Raw genomic sequence first — 14811 nt, 5'->3', positions numbered from 1 at the left:
GTGAGCCCGCTCGCGTTCCTCGGCCGGGATCTCGCGATCGATCTCGGCACGGCCACCACCCAGATCTACGCCCCCGGCCTGGGCGTGGTGCTCAACGAGCCGTCGATGGCGGCGGCCTGCGCGGCCACGGGCCGCACGCTCTTCGGCGCGGACGCGTACGCGGCGTGCTCGGCCGCCAGCGGGGCGGGCACGCGGGCGGTACGGCACGACGACGGGATCGCCCGCTGGCCGGTGCGCGAGGGCGGCGAGCTCGCCGGGCGGCTGGTCAAGCACTTCCTGAGCAAGGTGCACGGGCACCCGTACGCCCGGCCGCGGCTGGTGATGGCGCTGCCCGACGGCGCCCCGCCCATCCTGAGCTCGGCCGTGCGCGACCTGGCCTACGAGGCGGACGCCAGGCGGGTGTACCTCGTGGAGCACGCCGTCGCGGTGGCGCTCGGCGCCGGGCTGCCGGTGACAGAGCCGGCCGGGCGCATGATCGTCGACATCGGCCCTCACCTGACCAGGATCGCGATCCTCGCCTGCGGCGCCGTCGTCGCCGCCGGGACCGTCCACGCCGGCGGCGACGCCGTGAACGCGGCGATCGCCACCCTGGTCGCCCGTGAGCACGGGCTGCTGGTCGGCGAGGCGGAGGCGGAGGCGGCCAAGCTCCGCGCGGGCCCGTCCTGGAAACCGCTGGACCGGCACGTGATCGTCCGCGGCCTCGACCCGGAGTCGCGGCGCGAGCGGGTCGCGTGGCTGCCCGTCCAGCAGTTGTACGAGGTCACCCGGGCGCCGGCCGACGCCATCGCCCGCGCGGCGGCGACGGCCCTGGAGCGCTGCCCCGCCGAGCTCGCCGCCGACGTCGCCGCGCACGGGGCGGTGCTGACCGGCGGCGGCGCGCTGCTGCGCGGCCTGGCCAGACGCCTGCGCGCCGCCATGGGCGTGCCGGTGCGGCGCGCGGACCGGCCCGTCGAGTCGATGGCACTCGGCCTCGGCAGATACGCCGACCGCCTGGGCGCCATCGGCCCCCGGCCCCCGCTGTGACAACCCTTACAGCGGGGTCGAACAGGTGCCGTGCGCGATGTAGGCGAGCCCGTCGAAGGCGGCGCCGAGCACGGCCGGGGTGAAGGTCAGCTTGTACGAGAAGCGCCCGGCCGTGGCGCCGTAACCGCGCACGTACTGCTGCTCGCCCAGCCACCGGGTCACCGCCTCGGGCCTGGGCCCGAGGCGCAGGTCGACGACGTGATCGCGGGGGCAGGCGGCGGCCAGCAGGGATTCGGCCACGTCGGGCCTGCCGGCGGCGGGCACCCGGTGGCGCACCGGCGGCCGCCGCACGTCGGGCCTGCCGAACCGGAGCCGCCTGGCCCGGAACTCACCCTGTCCGAACAGCAGGCCGAGCGCGTAGTAACCGGCGCCGTGACGCTGACGCAGATGATCTCCCATGACCGGAGCACCGAGGCGCGCGTAGTGGCCGGCGGCCACGTGACCGTTGTGGGCCCAGACGGCGACCTTCGTGGCCGGGTCCTCCAGCAGCCGGTCGACGTTGTCGGCCATGAACTGGTCGCGGGCCGCCCCGGCGGTGCGCGCCCCGTCGGCGTCGCGCATCGGCCGCGTGACCAGTGTCGCGAACTGCCGCACGGTCCTGGCGTGCGCCTCTCCCGGCCCGCCGGCGCCCACCTCGTCGGCCAGCCCGCGGGCGGCCGCCTCGATCGCCGGGTCGAGCGGCTCCCCCACTCCCAGGCGCGTCTCCCCCAGCACCGCCAGCGGCCCGAGCAGCTCGCCTGCCCGCTCACCCAGGTGATCGCGGAGCCACCGCAGCGACGCTGCGGGGAACTGCGGGTCGATCCCGGCGAAGCGCACCTTCGGCTCGGCGGTGCGGTTGTGCGCGCGCATCCACTCCACCACGGCCAGCATCTCCCGCGTCCGCCACGTCCAGAACCCGAGGTCGGCCAGCAGCCGCTCCGGCTCCCCCGCTCCGCCCAGGACGTAGGCGTCCAGGGCCTCGGACGCCGACACGCTGGCCTCCATCGCCAGCACGGTGAACCCCAGCTCCTCCACGAGGAACCGCAGCAGCCGGTGCTTGAGCAGGAAGAACTCCCGCGTGCCGTGGGTCGCCTCCCCCAGCCCCACCACCCTGACACCGTCGAGGACCTCGCGCAGCGGCTCCAGGCCGGCGACCGGCCCGCGCGGGTCGAGCCCGTCGAGCGGGACGGCCCTGGACGCGAGCCAGCCGGTCACCTCGGCCGCTCCCGTCACGACCTGTCTCGAAGACTGGCCAGGGCGAGCACCAGGCCGAGCACGCCCAGCGCGACGCTCACCACCGTCAGCGTCGCGCCGTCGAGCCAGAGATGCAGCAGCCCGAAGTCGCGGTCGAAGAACTGGCGGGCCACGAACCCGCCGAACCCCTGGATCATGAGAATGACTCCGATGAACCCCATGCGGGCAACGCTGACACCCCCGGCGGGCCCGCCGCATCGGACCAAAGTATCGCCCGCATCAGCCCTTGGCCCATACCGCCCCACCGGATCACCTCTTTCTAGAGGATAAAGATCCGTTCGTCACGAAAAAGCACTACATTTGCGGCAGAGGCTACGTGGAAGGCGAGGACATGGCGCAGCTTCCGGGGCAGATCGACCCCAACGTGCCCAGTGTGGCCCGCATGTACGACTACTACCTGGGCGGCAAGGACAACTTTCCCGCCGACCGGGAGGCCGCGGAGCAAGTCATCGAGCTCGCCCGCCAGACCGGTTCCGACATCCGCGAGGTGGCCCTGGCCAACAGGGGATTCCTCATCCGGAGCGTGCGGCACCTGGCCCAGTCCGGCATCCGGCAGTTCCTGGACATCGGGACGGGCCTGCCGACGCAGGACAACGTCCACCAGGTCGCGCAGCGGGTCGCCGCGGACTCGAAGATCGTGTACGTGGACAACGACCCGATCGTGCTGGCCCACGCCCGCGCCCTGCTGGCCGACAACGCCGAGACGATCATCGTCCAGGGCGACCTGGCCGAGCCCGACGCCATCCTGGCCGCCGCCGAAGAGCATCTGGACTTCTCCCGGCCCGTGGCCGTGGTCGTGGCGGCCGTCTTCCACTTCTTCCACGACGACGACCAGGTGGCCAAGATCGTGGCGGCCCTCAGGCAGCCTCTGGTGTCCGGCAGCTATCTGGTGGTCTCGCACGGCTACATCGAGCCCGGAGAGAGCGAGGCCTCGAAGGTCGACGGGGTCCGCGGCGTCTACCAGCGCAGCACCTCGGGCGGCCTCGCCTGGCGCGGCAGGGAGGACCTGCTCGCGCTCTTCGAGGGCCTGGAGATCCTCCCTCCGGGTGTGGTGCCGGCCCAGAAGTGGCGCAACGACGACGACCCGTACCCGTGGCCTGGCCTGGTCAAGGGCGGCGTGCTCGGCGTCGTCGGCCGCGTCCCCTAGACCGGCGGGGCCGGGTCGTACTGGATGTAGTGGCGGGTCTCCTTGGCGCGCTCGGTGCCGGCCAGCCGGGCCACCAGGTGCAGCGCCATGTCGATGCCCGCCGACACTCCAGCGGCGGTGATGGTGTCGCCGTCGTCCACGAACCGGTAGCCGGGCCGCACCTCGATCGTCGGGTCCAGCTCGGTGAGGGTGTCGATGGCCGACCAGTGGGTGGTGGCGGGGCGGCCGGCGAGCAGGCCCGCGGCCGCGTACGCCAGCGACCCCGTGCACACGCTCGTCAGCAGCGGCACGGTGGCGCGCCGGTCGCGGAGCCAGGCCAGGTGCTCCTCGTCCTTGAGCAGCGGCCGGGTGCCGCGCCCGCCCGGGTGCAGCAGCACGTCCAACGGCCCGACGTCGGCCATGCCGTGCTCGGCGACCAGCCCCAGGCCCTTGGCCGCGCGGACCGGGCCGGCCTCGCGGGCGAAGGCGACCACCTCGGCCTCGTCCGGATGGGCGGCGGCCCAGGAGGCCAGCACCTCCCACGGGCCGACGGCGTCCAGCTCCTCGACGCCCTCGAACAGCAAGATCCCGATGCGCATCAGTGGCTCCTCGTCATACGGAAGTGGCGGCGGTACTGCCCCGGGGTGACCCGCAGGCTCCGCCGGAAACAGCGGTGCAGGGTCTCGACCGTGCCGAACCCGCAGGCCCTGGCGACGGCGTCGAGCGTGTCGTCTGTGGTCTCCAGCAGGCGGCGGGCCGCCTCCAGCCGCACGGACTCGACGAAGGCGGCGGGCGTGCGGCCGGTCTCGGCGGTGAAGACGCGGGTGAAGTTGCGCTCGCTCATGTCCGCCCGGCGGGCCAGCGCGGGCACGGTGAGGTCCTGGTCGGGGGAGGCGGTGATCCAGGCCAGCAGATCACGCAGCGGCTCGCGGGCCGGCCGCCGCGCTTCGAGCTGGGCGGAGAACTGCGCCTGCCCGCCGGGCCGCTGGACGAACATCACCAGATGGCGGGCGATCCGCCGCGTCTCGTCCGCCCCGAGGTCGTCCTCGACGAGCGCCAGCGCCAGGTCGATCCCGGCGGTCACGCCCGCCGAGGTCCACACGTTGCCGTCCTGGACGAACAGCGCGTCCGGATCGACGACGACGGACGGGTGCCGCGCGGCCAGCCGGTCGCACGACGACCAGTGGGTGACGGCCCGCCGCCCGTCCAGCAGCCCGGCCTCGGCCAGCAGGAACGCCCCGGTGCACACCGACGCCACCCGCCTGGACCGCCCGGCCGCCTCCCGCAGCCAGCCGATCAGCCGCGCGTCGGCGCACGCCTCGGGCGTGCCGCGCCCGCCCACGACGACGAGCGTGTCGATGGCGCCGTCGCAACCGGCGACGGTCGCGGTGGGCACCACGGCCAGCCCGCCCGACGCGGGGACCGGCCCCTCCGCCACCGCGACGGTCTCGATCGCGTACGGTCCGGCCTGGTGGAACACCTCGTGCGGCCCGGTCAGATCCAGGATCTGGAACCCGGGAAAGATGACGAAGACGACGCGCACGTCTTTATGCTCCAGGGCCGCCCGTCATGGCGGCAAGGACAGGAAAGTGACGATTTCCGCCAAGATCAACTACGTGCGGCCGTGCGCAGCGCCCGGTAGAGCAGCCGGGAGTCGCCCAGGTGGTGGCGCAGGAGCTTCTCCAGGCCGCCGATCGGCACCAGGTTCTGCGGGGCGCGCGGATCCTTGTAGTCGACGCCGGCCAGCGGCGGCAGGGCCAGCGTCACCGCGTCGGCCAGCGCCGCCGCCTCCGCGGGGTCCAGCTCGGCGCTCGCCTCGCAGCGCACGATGCCCGCCCACGGGGTGACCGCGTGCACGGGCAGCCGCACGTACCAGGCGTGCCGCCGCCAGCTCGTGCCCATGAGGAACACCGGCGTGCGCTGGCCCGGCGCCAGCGAGGCCACCACCGCCGACTGGGCGGGCGGCAGGTAGGCGATGTGGTGGGTCTTGATGTAGCCGATCGTGCGCGGCAGATGTCCGCGCCCGCGCAGCGGCCCGTCGACCAGCAGCAGGTCGTCGGCCATCCCGCGGTGACGGACCGACAGCTCCACCTCCAGCTGGGTGACCTGCCGCTGCAGCGCCAGCGACAGCTCCTCCGCCGTCGAGTCGGCCGCCCTGCCGGGGCGGTAGGTGGCGTGCGCGGTCTTCACCTCGGGCGTGTACGGGGAGGCGCTGATGAGCGCGCGGTGCACCTCGATGTCCGCCAGGTCGGCGCCGTCGGGACCGCACCGGACGATCCCGGCGGCGTACGAGGCCGCGATCCCCGGCACCGGCATGGCCGTGTCGGGGTCGTCCACCCACACCCGGGCGTCGATCCGGCGCACCCCGTCGGCGACCAGCAGCGTCTCGGGGGCTCGGGCGTCGGGGCCGGGGGTGACGGGCTTCCAGTCGCCGGACGGCCGCTCGATGTCGAGCACCAGTTCGGCGCTCGTGGCGCCCAGCTCGGAGAACGCCTCGGCGGCCAGCGCCGCCGCGTAACCGGGGTCCCAGGGATCGACGGAGAACGCCGTCACGGCCCCACCTTCCGCACGTGCGAGCCCTTGGTGTCGCGGCGGACCTCGAACCGCACCGGCACCCGTTCGGCCAGCGCGGGGACGTGGGTGACGACGCCGACCATGCGCTCCTGCCCGGCGGCGAGCCGTTCGAGGGTGGTGGCGACCGTGTCGAGGGTGGCCGGGTCGAGCGTGCCGAACCCCTCGTCGAGGAAGATCGAGTCGAGGCCGCGCGCGACCGCGTCGGACAGCGCCAGCGCCAGCGCGAGGGCCGCCTGGAAGGTCTCGCCGCCGGACAGCGTGCGGGCGCTGCGCCGCATCCCGGCCTCGGCGTGGTCGATGACCTCGATCTCGGTACGGTCGCTCAGCGCGAGCTCGTACTGGCCGTCGGACAGCTCACGCAGCAGGCCGGAGGCGGTGGTGACGAGCACGGCGAGGGCCTCGGCGCACAGCCAGCGCTCGAAGGCGTTGGCGCGCAGCCGCAGCGCCAGCTCGTGCGCGACCTTGGCGGCGTGCTCCTTCGCGGCGAGCTCCTCGGCCAGTTCGGCGGCGCGTTCGCGGGCCTCCCTGACCCGCTCCAGCCGGGACTCGACGCGGGCCACCTCCCCGGCGACGGCCGCGCCGAGCTGCTCGGGGGTGCCTTCGCCGGGCAGCGGGACCTCGTGCTCCCGCAGGCGCTCGGCGAGCCTGGCGCGTTCGCGGGAGAGGCCGGCGGTGGCGGCGGCGAGCTCCTCGTCGCGCTCGGCCAGCGCGGCGGTGGCGGCGCGGGCGGCTTCGTCGCGCCAGGCCAGCAGGTCGGTCCAGGCGCGGTGCAGGTCGTCGCGGGCCAGCGGGGGCGGCGGGTCGTCGTGCGAGCCGAGCGCGAGCAGCCGGTCGCGGGCCGTCTCCAGCGTCCGCCACGCGTCGGCGGCCCGCCGGTCGGCCCGCTCCGCCTCCGTCTGCGCCTGCCGCAGCCGGGAGCGGGCGGCCCTGACGGCGGTGCGGGCCTCGGCGGCCACCGCCTCCGCCTTGGCGATCGCGGCCAGCCTGCCCTCGACCGCCGCCCGGTCCACGGCCGGTGGCAGCGCGGCCAGCTCCGCCTCCAGCCTGGTCACCTGGGTGGCGTACATCCCCGCCGACGTCTCACCCTTCGCGTACGCGGTCCGCGCCCGCTCGGCCTCCTTCCGCGCGGCGGCCAGCGCCCCCTCCGCCGCCCTGATCTCCGCGGCCCCAGGCGCCCGCACCACCACCCGGGACGCCCCGGCTCCCGCATGGGCATGCACAGCCGCACCCGCGCGGCTCTCCGCACCCGCGTGGCTCCCCGCACCGGCGTGGCCCCCGGCACCGGCGTGGCTCCCCGCACCGGTGTGGCTCCCCGCACCGGTGTGGCTCCCCGCACCGGTGTGGCCCCCCGCATCGGCGTGGCCCCCCGCATCGGCGTGGCCCCCGGCACCGGCGTGGCCCCCGGCACCGGCGTGGCCCCCGGCACCGGCGCGGCTCTCCGCACCCGCGCGGCTCTCCGCACCCGCGCGGCTCTCCGCATCGGCGTGGCTCCCCGTACGGGGATCTTCCGCGCCGGCGGTGGTCGCGGCGGGGGTTCCCGAGGCGGCGGAGCCCATCGGGGCGGTCGGCTGCGGGGGTGTGTTCTCTCCAGGGGTGGGGCGGAGGCAGACGGGGCAGGGGTCGCCGGGGGTGAGGCGGGAGGCCAGGTCGGCGGCGGCGTGGGCGTCGCGCAGCCGGTCGCGGCGCCGATCGGCCTCGGCCATGGCGCTTTCGGCTTCCTGGAGCGCGGACCTCAGCGACTCAAGGGAGTCCGCCGCGGAACGGGCCTGGGCACGGGCCGACTCCATCTGGGTGGTGAGCCGGTCGCGGGAGTCGAGCGCGGTCAGCGCGGCCTGGGGGCGCTCCCGGCCGCCCAGCGCGGCCAGCGCCTCGTCCGCCTCGTGCTCGTCTGCCTCCAGCGTGGCGACCTCGTCGAGGAGGGACGTCACCGCCTCCGCGGCGGCCCGCCGGGCCGACGAGAGCGTCGCCACCCCGTCGGGCATGCGCGGCGCGGCCAGGGCCGCCTGCCGCTCGGCCACGGCGGCGCGTTCGCGGGTGGCGCGGCGGATCTCGGACTCGCGGGCACGCAACAGGTCGAGGTCGGCGTCGAGGGTCGCGGCCAGCCGCCGCAGCGCGGAGAGCCGCCCGTCCAGCTGCTCCTCCAGCTCGGCCGTCGCCCCCGACAGCTTGCCGAGCTCGTCGCGGGCCAGGGAGGCGGAGGTCCTGGCCGTCTCCTCCTCGCGCACCGCCCGCTGCCTGATCGCCTCGTACACGTCGGCGTCGAGCAGCTGCACCAGCAGGTCCTGCCGCTCGCGCGGCGCGGCGTGCAGGAACTCGGCGAAGCGCCCCTGCGGCAGCACGACGCACTGGGTGAAGAAGCGGTATTCGAGCCCGGTCACCCGCTGCACCTCGGCCGTGACGTGCTCGCCCTCGGCGAGCGGCCTGACCACGGCCTCCCACGCCTCGCCCAGCGGCACCCCGCCGGCCAGCTCGTCGATGCGCGCCTCTTTGGTGCGGACCGTGCCCTTGCCGTCGCGGACGAGCGCGCGGACCACCCCGTAGCGGCGGCCGTCGCTCTCGAACAGCAGCGCCACCTTCCCCGCCGCGACGGACGGGGCCAGCGCGTGGGCGATGACGTTCTCCCTGCCCCAGCGCGGGACGGTGCCGTAGAGCGCGAAGCAGAGCGCGTCGATGATCGTGCTCTTGCCGGCCCCGGTCGGCCCGGTCAGCGCGAAGTAGTCGACGTCGGAGAAGTCGACGTCCACCGGGTCGCGGAAGCTGCCGAAGTGGTCGAGTCGCAGCAGCAGCGGGCGCATCAGCCGGTCACCTCGTCGTACAGCCGGTCGAAGAGCGTGGCCACCTGTTCGTCGGCGCGGCCGGTCGCGGTCAGGTATTCGCGGAACAGCTCGCGCGGGCTGCGGGCGGGCGAGCGCGACTCCCGTACGGCGGCGACGGGGCGGAAGCGCTCGTCCAGCGTCACGTCGATCGCGCCCGGCAGCAGTTCGCGCACCTGGTCGGCGAGGCCGACGCGGGGTTTCTCCTCGACGACCACCCGGAGCCAGTCGTCGCCCTGCTCCAGGGACTCCAGCCGGTCGAGCGTGCCGCGCACGGTGCGCAGCCTGCGCGGCGAGCGGAACACGACCTCCTCCACGACGGCGGGCCGGCCGGGCGCGACGTCCACCAGCAGGGCGCCGGGCAGGTTGCCCTCCTCGCCGAAGTCGACCGCGATGGGCGAGCCGCTGTACCAGATGGGGCACGGGCCGGGCAGCTGCTGGCGGCGGTGCAGGTGGCCGAGCGCGGCGTACTGGGTGGACGGCGGGAAGGCGGTGGGCTCGAAGTAGTACGAGAAGATCGACTGGGCCTCCCGTTCGCCACCGCCGAACCGGCCGCCGGGGAGCGTGCCGTGGGTGGTGATCAGGTTGACCGTGTCGTTCTCGAAACCCGCGGTGAGCGCGGCGATCAGCTCGGCGATGCGGGCGGCGTAGTCGCGGTTGTGCTCGGCGGCGGTGCCGGCCAGCACCTCAGCGGCGCGCACCACGTAGCGGTGTGACAGGAAGGGCAGCACGGCGAGCCGGACCGGCTCGCCGGTGCGGGCGGTGAAGGAGAGCGTGCCGCCCTGGTCGGGGCGGCGGAACGCGCCCACCACGTGCAGGCCCAGCTTGCCGAGCAGCGGCCGGTAGACCTCGAACAGCTGCGGGTTGTCGTGGTTGCCCGCCAGCACCACGACGTCGCGGCCGCCCTCGCGCAGCGCCATCAGCGCCGGCAGCACGAGCTGCTGGGCCTCGGTGGTGGGCGCGGAGGTGTCGAACAGGTCGCCGGCCACGATCACCAGGTCGACGTCCCGCTCGCGGGCGGTGGCGACCAGCTCGCGCAGCACCTCGCGGTGCTCGTCGAGGCGGGAGCGCCCCTTGAGCACCTTGCCCACGTGCCAGTCGGCGGTGTGCAGGATCTTCACGAGTCGACCTCTCAGAAGGGCGGGATGTCGTCTTCGACGCCGGGCAGCCCCTGGAACGGATCGGCCGACGCCTCGGCGGGGGCGAGCGCCTCGGACGGGCGGGTGGCCCAGGCGGGGAACGGGAAGGCGACGACCAGCGGCACCGGGATCTCGGGCTGGGCCACGAACATGGTGCCGGGCCTGGCGATGGTGGCCCGGTCGCGGACGGCCGGGGGCAGCCAGCCGTACTCGGACCTGGCGGCCTCGGCGGTGTCGAGCCGGCCCGCGACGCGCACGGCGCTGTTGGCGACGATGCGGCGCTCCACCTCGGAGGCGGTCTGCTGGGCGCCGATGAGGATCACGCCGAGGCTGCGCCCGCGCTCGGCCACGTCGAGCAGGATCTCCTTGATCGGCGAGTCGCCTTCGCGCGGCGCGTACTTGTTGAGCTCGTCGAGCACCACGAACAGCAGCGGCTTGGCGGTGCCCGAGGACTCCTTGCGGTGGAACTCGCCGCGCAGCACTACGCCGACCACGAACCGCTGCGCCCGCTCGGGCAGGTTGTGCAGGTCGACGATCGTCACCTGGGCGCTGGAGGTGCTGACCGAGTGGTTGCGGTAGAACGGCAGGTCGCCGCGGATGATCGGCGACAGCGCGCGGACGGCGCTCCTGAGCCGGCGCAGGAAGGCGTTGACGGTGCCGAGCGGGGTCTGCGCGCCGGTCCACTGAGGGCGGCTGCCCTCGTCCTGGAGCTGGTCGGACAGCAGCTCGACCAGGTCGGAGAAGGTGCGGCAGGAGGTGCCCTGGATCATCACGGCGCCGCCGTCGCCGACCGGCTCCGCCCACGCCTTGAGCCGGGCCGCCACCTGGCCGACCAGCAGCGAGTAGCCGGCCCGCTCGTCGTCGGCGTCGGCGAACGCGAAGCGCAGCAGCTCGTCCTGGCAGAACTCGACGAGCGTCCAGTAGAAGGAGCTGACGCCGTGGGTGCGGGCCGAGACGTGCGGGACGCCGTTGGGGTCGCCGGGCCGGGGCGGCGCGAACACGTGGACGCTGCCGAACGGCTTGGCCGGCAGCCCGAGCCGGCCGTAGACGGCCTTGGCCGGCTCGTCGAGGCGGACGTTGTCCTGGTCGAGGAAGAGCAGGTCCTCGCCCTTGACCGAGAAGATCAGCGCCTTGGTGTTGGCCGCCTCGCCGCCCAGCACCCCCGAGTTGAAGATCGAGTAGAGCAGGAAGGTGGCGAACGAGGTCTTGGTGGCGACGCCGGAGACGCCGGAGATCGACACGTGGGCGCCGCGGGTGCCGTCGAGGAAGTCGAAGTTGACGTAGAGCGGCTGCCCGTCGCGGCCCACGCCGAGCGGCACCCGGCGCTCCATCACGTCGAAGTAGAGCGCCTGGTCGCGGTCGCCCGCCCCGGCGAGATAGACCGTGGCCCCGGGCAGCGGCGGCACGAACACCTCGGGCTCGACCCGGGTGACCCGCACCTCGGCCACCTCGACCACCGCCGCGGGCAGCGCCCCTTCGGCGATCAGGAACACGTCGGAGTCGTACGCCGCGCCTTCGTGACGCGCCTCCACGGCCGTCACCACGCCGGCCATCACCAGCGGCCCGTGGCCGGGCACCTCGCGCTTGGTCACCACCACGTCGTCGAGCTGCACCACCTTGCCCGGCTCCAGCCCGATCCAGAACGACAGCGGCGAGGCGGCCTGCGTGCCCAGCACCCGGCCGACCGCCCCCGCGGCCACGGAGGCCACATCGACGCTCGCCATCCCGTTGACCGTCACGAAGCCCTCCACCCCCATCAACGCCTCCATGCAGGGTAATGGGCCGGGGTGACAGAAGTCCCCCGTCAAGGAGCACGCGACCGATGACTTCGCCGCCTCTCGTGGGTCTACATTCCAGGATGACTGGGAAGGAAGCGACGACATGACCCACACCCTTGAGGTGCCCGGCGCGACTCTCGCCTACGACGTGCACCAGGCCGAGACGGACGACGCGCCGATCCTGCTGATGATCGGATCGCCGATGGACGCCACCGGGTTCACCGCCCTGGCCGGGCGGTTCCGGGACCGTACGGTGGTGACCTACGACCCGCGCGGGATCGGGCGCAGCGAGCGCGACGGCGACGGCGAGTCGACGCCCGAGCAGCACGCCGACGACGTGCACCGGCTGATCGGCGCGCTCGGCGGCGGGCCCGTGGACGTCTTCGCCAGCAGCGGGGGCGCCGTGAACGCGCTGGCGCTGGTGGCCCGGCACCCCGAGCGGGTGCGCACGCTCGTGGCGCACGAGCCGCCGGCCGCGCAGGCCCTGCCGGACCGGGAGCGGGCGCTGGCCTCGGTGGTGGACATCTGCCGGACGTACGATCGCGACGGTTTCGGCGCGGCGATGGCGAAGTTCATCGCGGTCTCCAGCCTGCGGGGCGAGGTTCCCGCCGGCTTCGCCGACCTGCCCGTGCAGAAGCCGGAGGAGCTCGGGTTCCCGGCGGAGGACGACGGCTCCCGCGACGACCCGATGTTCGCCCAGAATCTCATGACCTGCACGCATTACGAGCACGACTTCGAGGCGCTGCGCGCGGCGCCGACCCGGATCGTCATCGGCGTCGGCGCCGAGTCGGAAGGGGAACTGGCGCACCGCGCGGGCGTGGCGGTCGCCGCGCGGCTCGGCACGGAGCCCGTGGTCTTCCCCAGCCACCACGGCGGATTCCTGGACGGCCAGTTCGGCATGGCGGGCGACCCCGACGGCTTCGCCGCCACGCTCCGCCGGGTCCTGTCCGCATAGGGGGGCCGACGGACCGGGCAGACTGGGCAGAGTGACGTCGATCGATCATCAACCGGCCACGCCGTTCGAGGAGCGGCTGTGGGCCGCTCATCAGGACGGGCAGACGGCCCTGTGCCTGAGCCTGCTCCGCGACGCCGACCTGGCGCTGCCGATCACCGCCGGCGCGGCGGCCGGGACCGAGGCTCCGGCCTGGGCGACGGCCGCGGACGCCGAACGGACGTGGGTGCTGGCGTTCACCTCGGTGGCGGCGATGCGGCTGGCCACCGGCGGCGTGGCCGCGCACTGCCGGATCGCGTCGCCGGTCGAGCTGGCGGCCGGCTGGCCCGACCCGCGGTGGGGCCTGGCGGTCAATCCGGGGCTGCCCGCCTCCTTCCTGCTGGAGTCGGGCACGCTGGCCAGGCTGGCGGTGCCCACGCTGGCCCAGGACCTCCTGATCGCCCCCGGTTCCGGGGTCCCGGCGGTGCAGAAGCTGCTCTCCCCCGGCGGCGTGCACGACCTGCTCACCGGAGGCGAGCCGAGGATCTCCGGATACTGCCACCACGCGCTGGACGTCTCGCACATCGCGACGCCCGCGGTGCTCGCCGAAGCCCTGGGGCAGCCCGACATGCTGACCTCCGACGGCTCGCTCAACATCCTGCGCTGGCGCCCCGCCGGCCTCGGCCTCTACCGCACCCCGTACGGCGGGACCGACGAGGAGCGCAGGGCCGCGGTGGCCGGATGGGTGGTCGAGGAGCCGCCGTTCACCGGGCTGGGCCTGGCGCCGAACGTGGACCAGGTCATCCGCGAGTACAAGGTGTACGGGGTGATCCTGCCGCACGGCGCGGAGATCTGGGAGCTCACCGAGGCCGGGACCGAGCACCGGCGCGCTCTTTACCACGGCGACCTGCGGCGATGGCTGCTGATCGGGGCGCGGACGTGACAAGCCCTGCTTATTACGGTGCTCACTACCGTGCCCGCTGGCGGGGCGCCGACTATGTGGCCAGCCCCGAGCCGCACCCCCTGGAACTGTGGGTGCGGCTGCGCAGCCCCGATCCGGCGGACGGCTTCGAGGAGGTCGAGCCCGGCTGTCACGTGCGCACGGTGCCCGTGGCGGAGTGCGAGGCCCTGGACTTCGTGACGACGGTGTGCCACTGGCGGGGCGAGCGGTTCGACGTGCGCGACGAGCGTGACGGGCTGCTGCTGCTCGAGTATCTGGGCGGGTCCGCGCTCACCGCGCGGGAGCTGGGGCTGGAACGGATCGAGCGCGGCGTGTACCGCCTCTGGGTGCCCCGTGAAGAGGTGAACGATCCGCAGGAGCACGCCGTACCACTCAATGGGGAAGATTCACCACTTTGATGCACCTCTTGCCTTCTGATGTTCATGTGACGGAAACTGATCAGTAATACGGGTGTGTGATCAGATTCGCCGGGGATGGGGGAGGTGTCCGTGGAGTCCCTCCCTGACGTGGCGGCGATGCGCGCGTACGCCGACGAACTGCGCGACATGTTCCGCCAGATCCAGGACGCGAGCCTGGAGTTGCACGCGAAGGCGCGAGAGGTCCAGGTCACCGAGAAGTCGCGCGACGGCCTGGTGTCGGTGACGGTCGGGGCGCGCGGGGAGCTGGTCAGGCTCGACCTCGACCCGCGCATCTACCGGCGTCCCGACGCGCGGCACCTGGCCGACACGATCACCGAGACGACGCGGCGGGCGGTGGCCAGGGCCAGGGAACGCGTCACCGAGATCTTCGAGCCGGTGATCCCCCGCGCGGAGTTCGAGGCGCACCTCGACGGTGACCTCGAAGCCGCCATGAACCGGCTCGCCGACCGGATGGAGGGCCGGACGTGAGACTCTGGGACGGTACGGAGATCATCAAACCGACCGTGGACCGCGGGCTGACCCAGTGGGACACGATGGCCGGTGACCTCGACGAGAAACTGTCGGACCGGGTCGCCAAGGTCAAGGCGGCCCTCGCCGCCGCGCCGTGGGGCACCGGCGCCGAGGGCGTGGCGTTCTGGAACGCCCACTTCCAGGGCAACGGCCCGAACCTCCTGCTCGACCAGTGCGCGCAGCTGTGCCAGGAGATCTCCGGCGAGCCGGGCAGGGTGCGCGCCGCCGTCGGCAACACCCTGCAGGTGAGCACCGCCATGGAAGAGGATCTCTCCGCGATGATGCGGCAGGTCTGAGAGCTCCG

Annotated in this window: 15 protein-coding genes; 7 read left to right on the top strand and 8 right to left on the bottom strand. The window is 74.1% G+C overall.

Annotated elements, in window-relative coordinates:
* A complete protein-coding gene (locus ACZ6YG_RS17795) occupies positions 1-1023 on the top strand; it encodes a rod shape-determining protein (RefSeq protein ID WP_466018593.1) in 1023 nt (340 codons plus the stop codon).
* Between the two features lie 6 nt (positions 1024-1029).
* On the opposite strand, the gene ACZ6YG_RS17790 is transcribed toward ACZ6YG_RS17795, so the two are convergent.
* Complete coding sequence (locus tag ACZ6YG_RS17790) at positions 1030-2217, bottom strand: erythromycin esterase family protein (protein ID WP_466018592.1); 1188 nt, start codon at positions 2215-2217, stop codon at positions 1030-1032.
* 14 nt (positions 2218-2231) lie between these two features.
* Positions 2232-2417 carry a hypothetical protein gene (locus ACZ6YG_RS17785; RefSeq protein ID WP_222708829.1) on the bottom strand — a complete coding sequence of 62 codons (186 nt, stop codon included), beginning with the start codon at positions 2415-2417 and terminating at the stop codon, positions 2232-2234.
* A gap of 170 nt (positions 2418-2587) precedes the next feature.
* Here ACZ6YG_RS17785 and ACZ6YG_RS17780 point away from each other — a divergent pair, with 170 nt between their 5' ends.
* The gene (locus ACZ6YG_RS17780) at positions 2588-3403 is read left to right on the top strand and encodes an SAM-dependent methyltransferase (protein WP_364231199.1); all 816 of its coding nucleotides are present in this window, start codon (positions 2588-2590) and stop codon (positions 3401-3403) included.
* Here the strand turns inward: ACZ6YG_RS17780 and ACZ6YG_RS17775 are convergent.
* The 6 genes from ACZ6YG_RS17775 to ACZ6YG_RS17750 form a co-directional block, all read right to left on the bottom strand.
* Positions 3400-3981 (bottom strand): DJ-1/PfpI family protein, encoded by a 582-nt coding sequence (locus ACZ6YG_RS17775; protein WP_219543778.1) that lies wholly within the window; start codon positions 3979-3981, stop codon positions 3400-3402. The genes ACZ6YG_RS17780 and ACZ6YG_RS17775 overlap by 4 nt on opposite strands.
* Positions 3981-4925 (bottom strand): GlxA family transcriptional regulator, encoded by a 945-nt coding sequence (locus ACZ6YG_RS17770; RefSeq protein WP_397198757.1) that lies wholly within the window; start codon positions 4923-4925, stop codon positions 3981-3983. The genes ACZ6YG_RS17775 and ACZ6YG_RS17770 overlap by 1 nt, the downstream gene beginning before the upstream one ends.
* Positions 4926-4990: 65 nt before the next feature.
* Positions 4991-5935, bottom strand: coding sequence for a hypothetical protein (locus ACZ6YG_RS17765; protein WP_148029608.1), 945 nt, complete (start codon positions 5933-5935; stop codon positions 4991-4993).
* Complete coding sequence (locus ACZ6YG_RS17760; protein WP_466018591.1) at positions 5932-8751, bottom strand: AAA family ATPase; 2820 nt, start codon at positions 8749-8751, stop codon at positions 5932-5934. The genes ACZ6YG_RS17765 and ACZ6YG_RS17760 overlap by 4 nt, the downstream gene beginning before the upstream one ends.
* Positions 8751-9890, bottom strand: a complete 1140-nt coding sequence (locus ACZ6YG_RS17755; protein WP_397198759.1) for an exonuclease SbcCD subunit D — start codon at positions 9888-9890, stop codon at positions 8751-8753. Before ACZ6YG_RS17755 ends, ACZ6YG_RS17760 begins: the two co-directional genes overlap by 1 nt.
* Before the next feature lie 11 nt (positions 9891-9901).
* The gene (locus tag ACZ6YG_RS17750; protein WP_466018590.1) at positions 9902-11677 is read right to left on the bottom strand and encodes an ATP-binding protein; all 1776 of its coding nucleotides are present in this window, start codon (positions 11675-11677) and stop codon (positions 9902-9904) included.
* 112 nt (positions 11678-11789) lie between these two features.
* Here ACZ6YG_RS17750 and ACZ6YG_RS17745 point away from each other — a divergent pair, with 112 nt between their 5' ends.
* From ACZ6YG_RS17745 to ACZ6YG_RS17725, 5 genes are all read left to right on the top strand, one after another.
* The gene (locus tag ACZ6YG_RS17745) at positions 11790-12641 is read left to right on the top strand and encodes an alpha/beta fold hydrolase (protein ID WP_466018589.1); all 852 of its coding nucleotides are present in this window, start codon (positions 11790-11792) and stop codon (positions 12639-12641) included.
* A 31-nt stretch (positions 12642-12672) separates the two neighbouring features.
* Positions 12673-13560 (top strand): SseB family protein, encoded by an 888-nt coding sequence (locus ACZ6YG_RS17740; RefSeq protein WP_148029604.1) that lies wholly within the window; start codon positions 12673-12675, stop codon positions 13558-13560.
* Positions 13557-13976, top strand: a complete 420-nt coding sequence (locus ACZ6YG_RS17735; protein ID WP_466018588.1) for a hypothetical protein — start codon at positions 13557-13559, stop codon at positions 13974-13976. The genes ACZ6YG_RS17740 and ACZ6YG_RS17735 overlap by 4 nt, the downstream gene beginning before the upstream one ends.
* Before the next feature lie 90 nt (positions 13977-14066).
* A complete protein-coding gene (locus ACZ6YG_RS17730; protein WP_261808343.1) occupies positions 14067-14465 on the top strand; it encodes a YbaB/EbfC family nucleoid-associated protein in 399 nt (132 codons plus the stop codon).
* The gene (locus ACZ6YG_RS17725) at positions 14462-14803 is read left to right on the top strand and encodes a hypothetical protein (RefSeq protein ID WP_397198763.1); all 342 of its coding nucleotides are present in this window, start codon (positions 14462-14464) and stop codon (positions 14801-14803) included. Before ACZ6YG_RS17730 ends, ACZ6YG_RS17725 begins: the two co-directional genes overlap by 4 nt.
* Positions 14804-14811: the final 8 nt, after the last annotated feature.

The organism is Nonomuraea sp. NPDC054003 (assembly GCF_055585125.1).
This window is presented reverse-complemented; position numbering and strand designations above follow the sequence as displayed.

Bases quoted from the DNA above. Each gene is read 5' to 3' on its own strand.
- ACZ6YG_RS17780 (WP_364231199.1), top strand. From the start codon at position 2,588: ATGGCGCAGCTTCCGGGGCAGATCGACCCCAACGTGCCCAGTGTGGCC.
- ACZ6YG_RS17760 (WP_466018591.1), bottom strand. From the start codon at position 8,751: ATGCGCCCGCTGCTGCTGCGACTCGACCACTTCGGCAGCTTCCGCGAC.
- ACZ6YG_RS17750 (WP_466018590.1), bottom strand. From the start codon at position 11,677: ATGGAGGCGTTGATGGGGGTGGAGGGCTTCGTGACGGTCAACGGGATG.
- ACZ6YG_RS17785 (WP_222708829.1), bottom strand. From the start codon at position 2,417: ATGGGGTTCATCGGAGTCATTCTCATGATCCAGGGGTTCGGCGGGTTC.
- ACZ6YG_RS17745 (WP_466018589.1), top strand. From the start codon at position 11,790: ATGACCCACACCCTTGAGGTGCCCGGCGCGACTCTCGCCTACGACGTG.
- ACZ6YG_RS17775 (WP_219543778.1), bottom strand. From the start codon at position 3,981: ATGCGCATCGGGATCTTGCTGTTCGAGGGCGTCGAGGAGCTGGACGCC.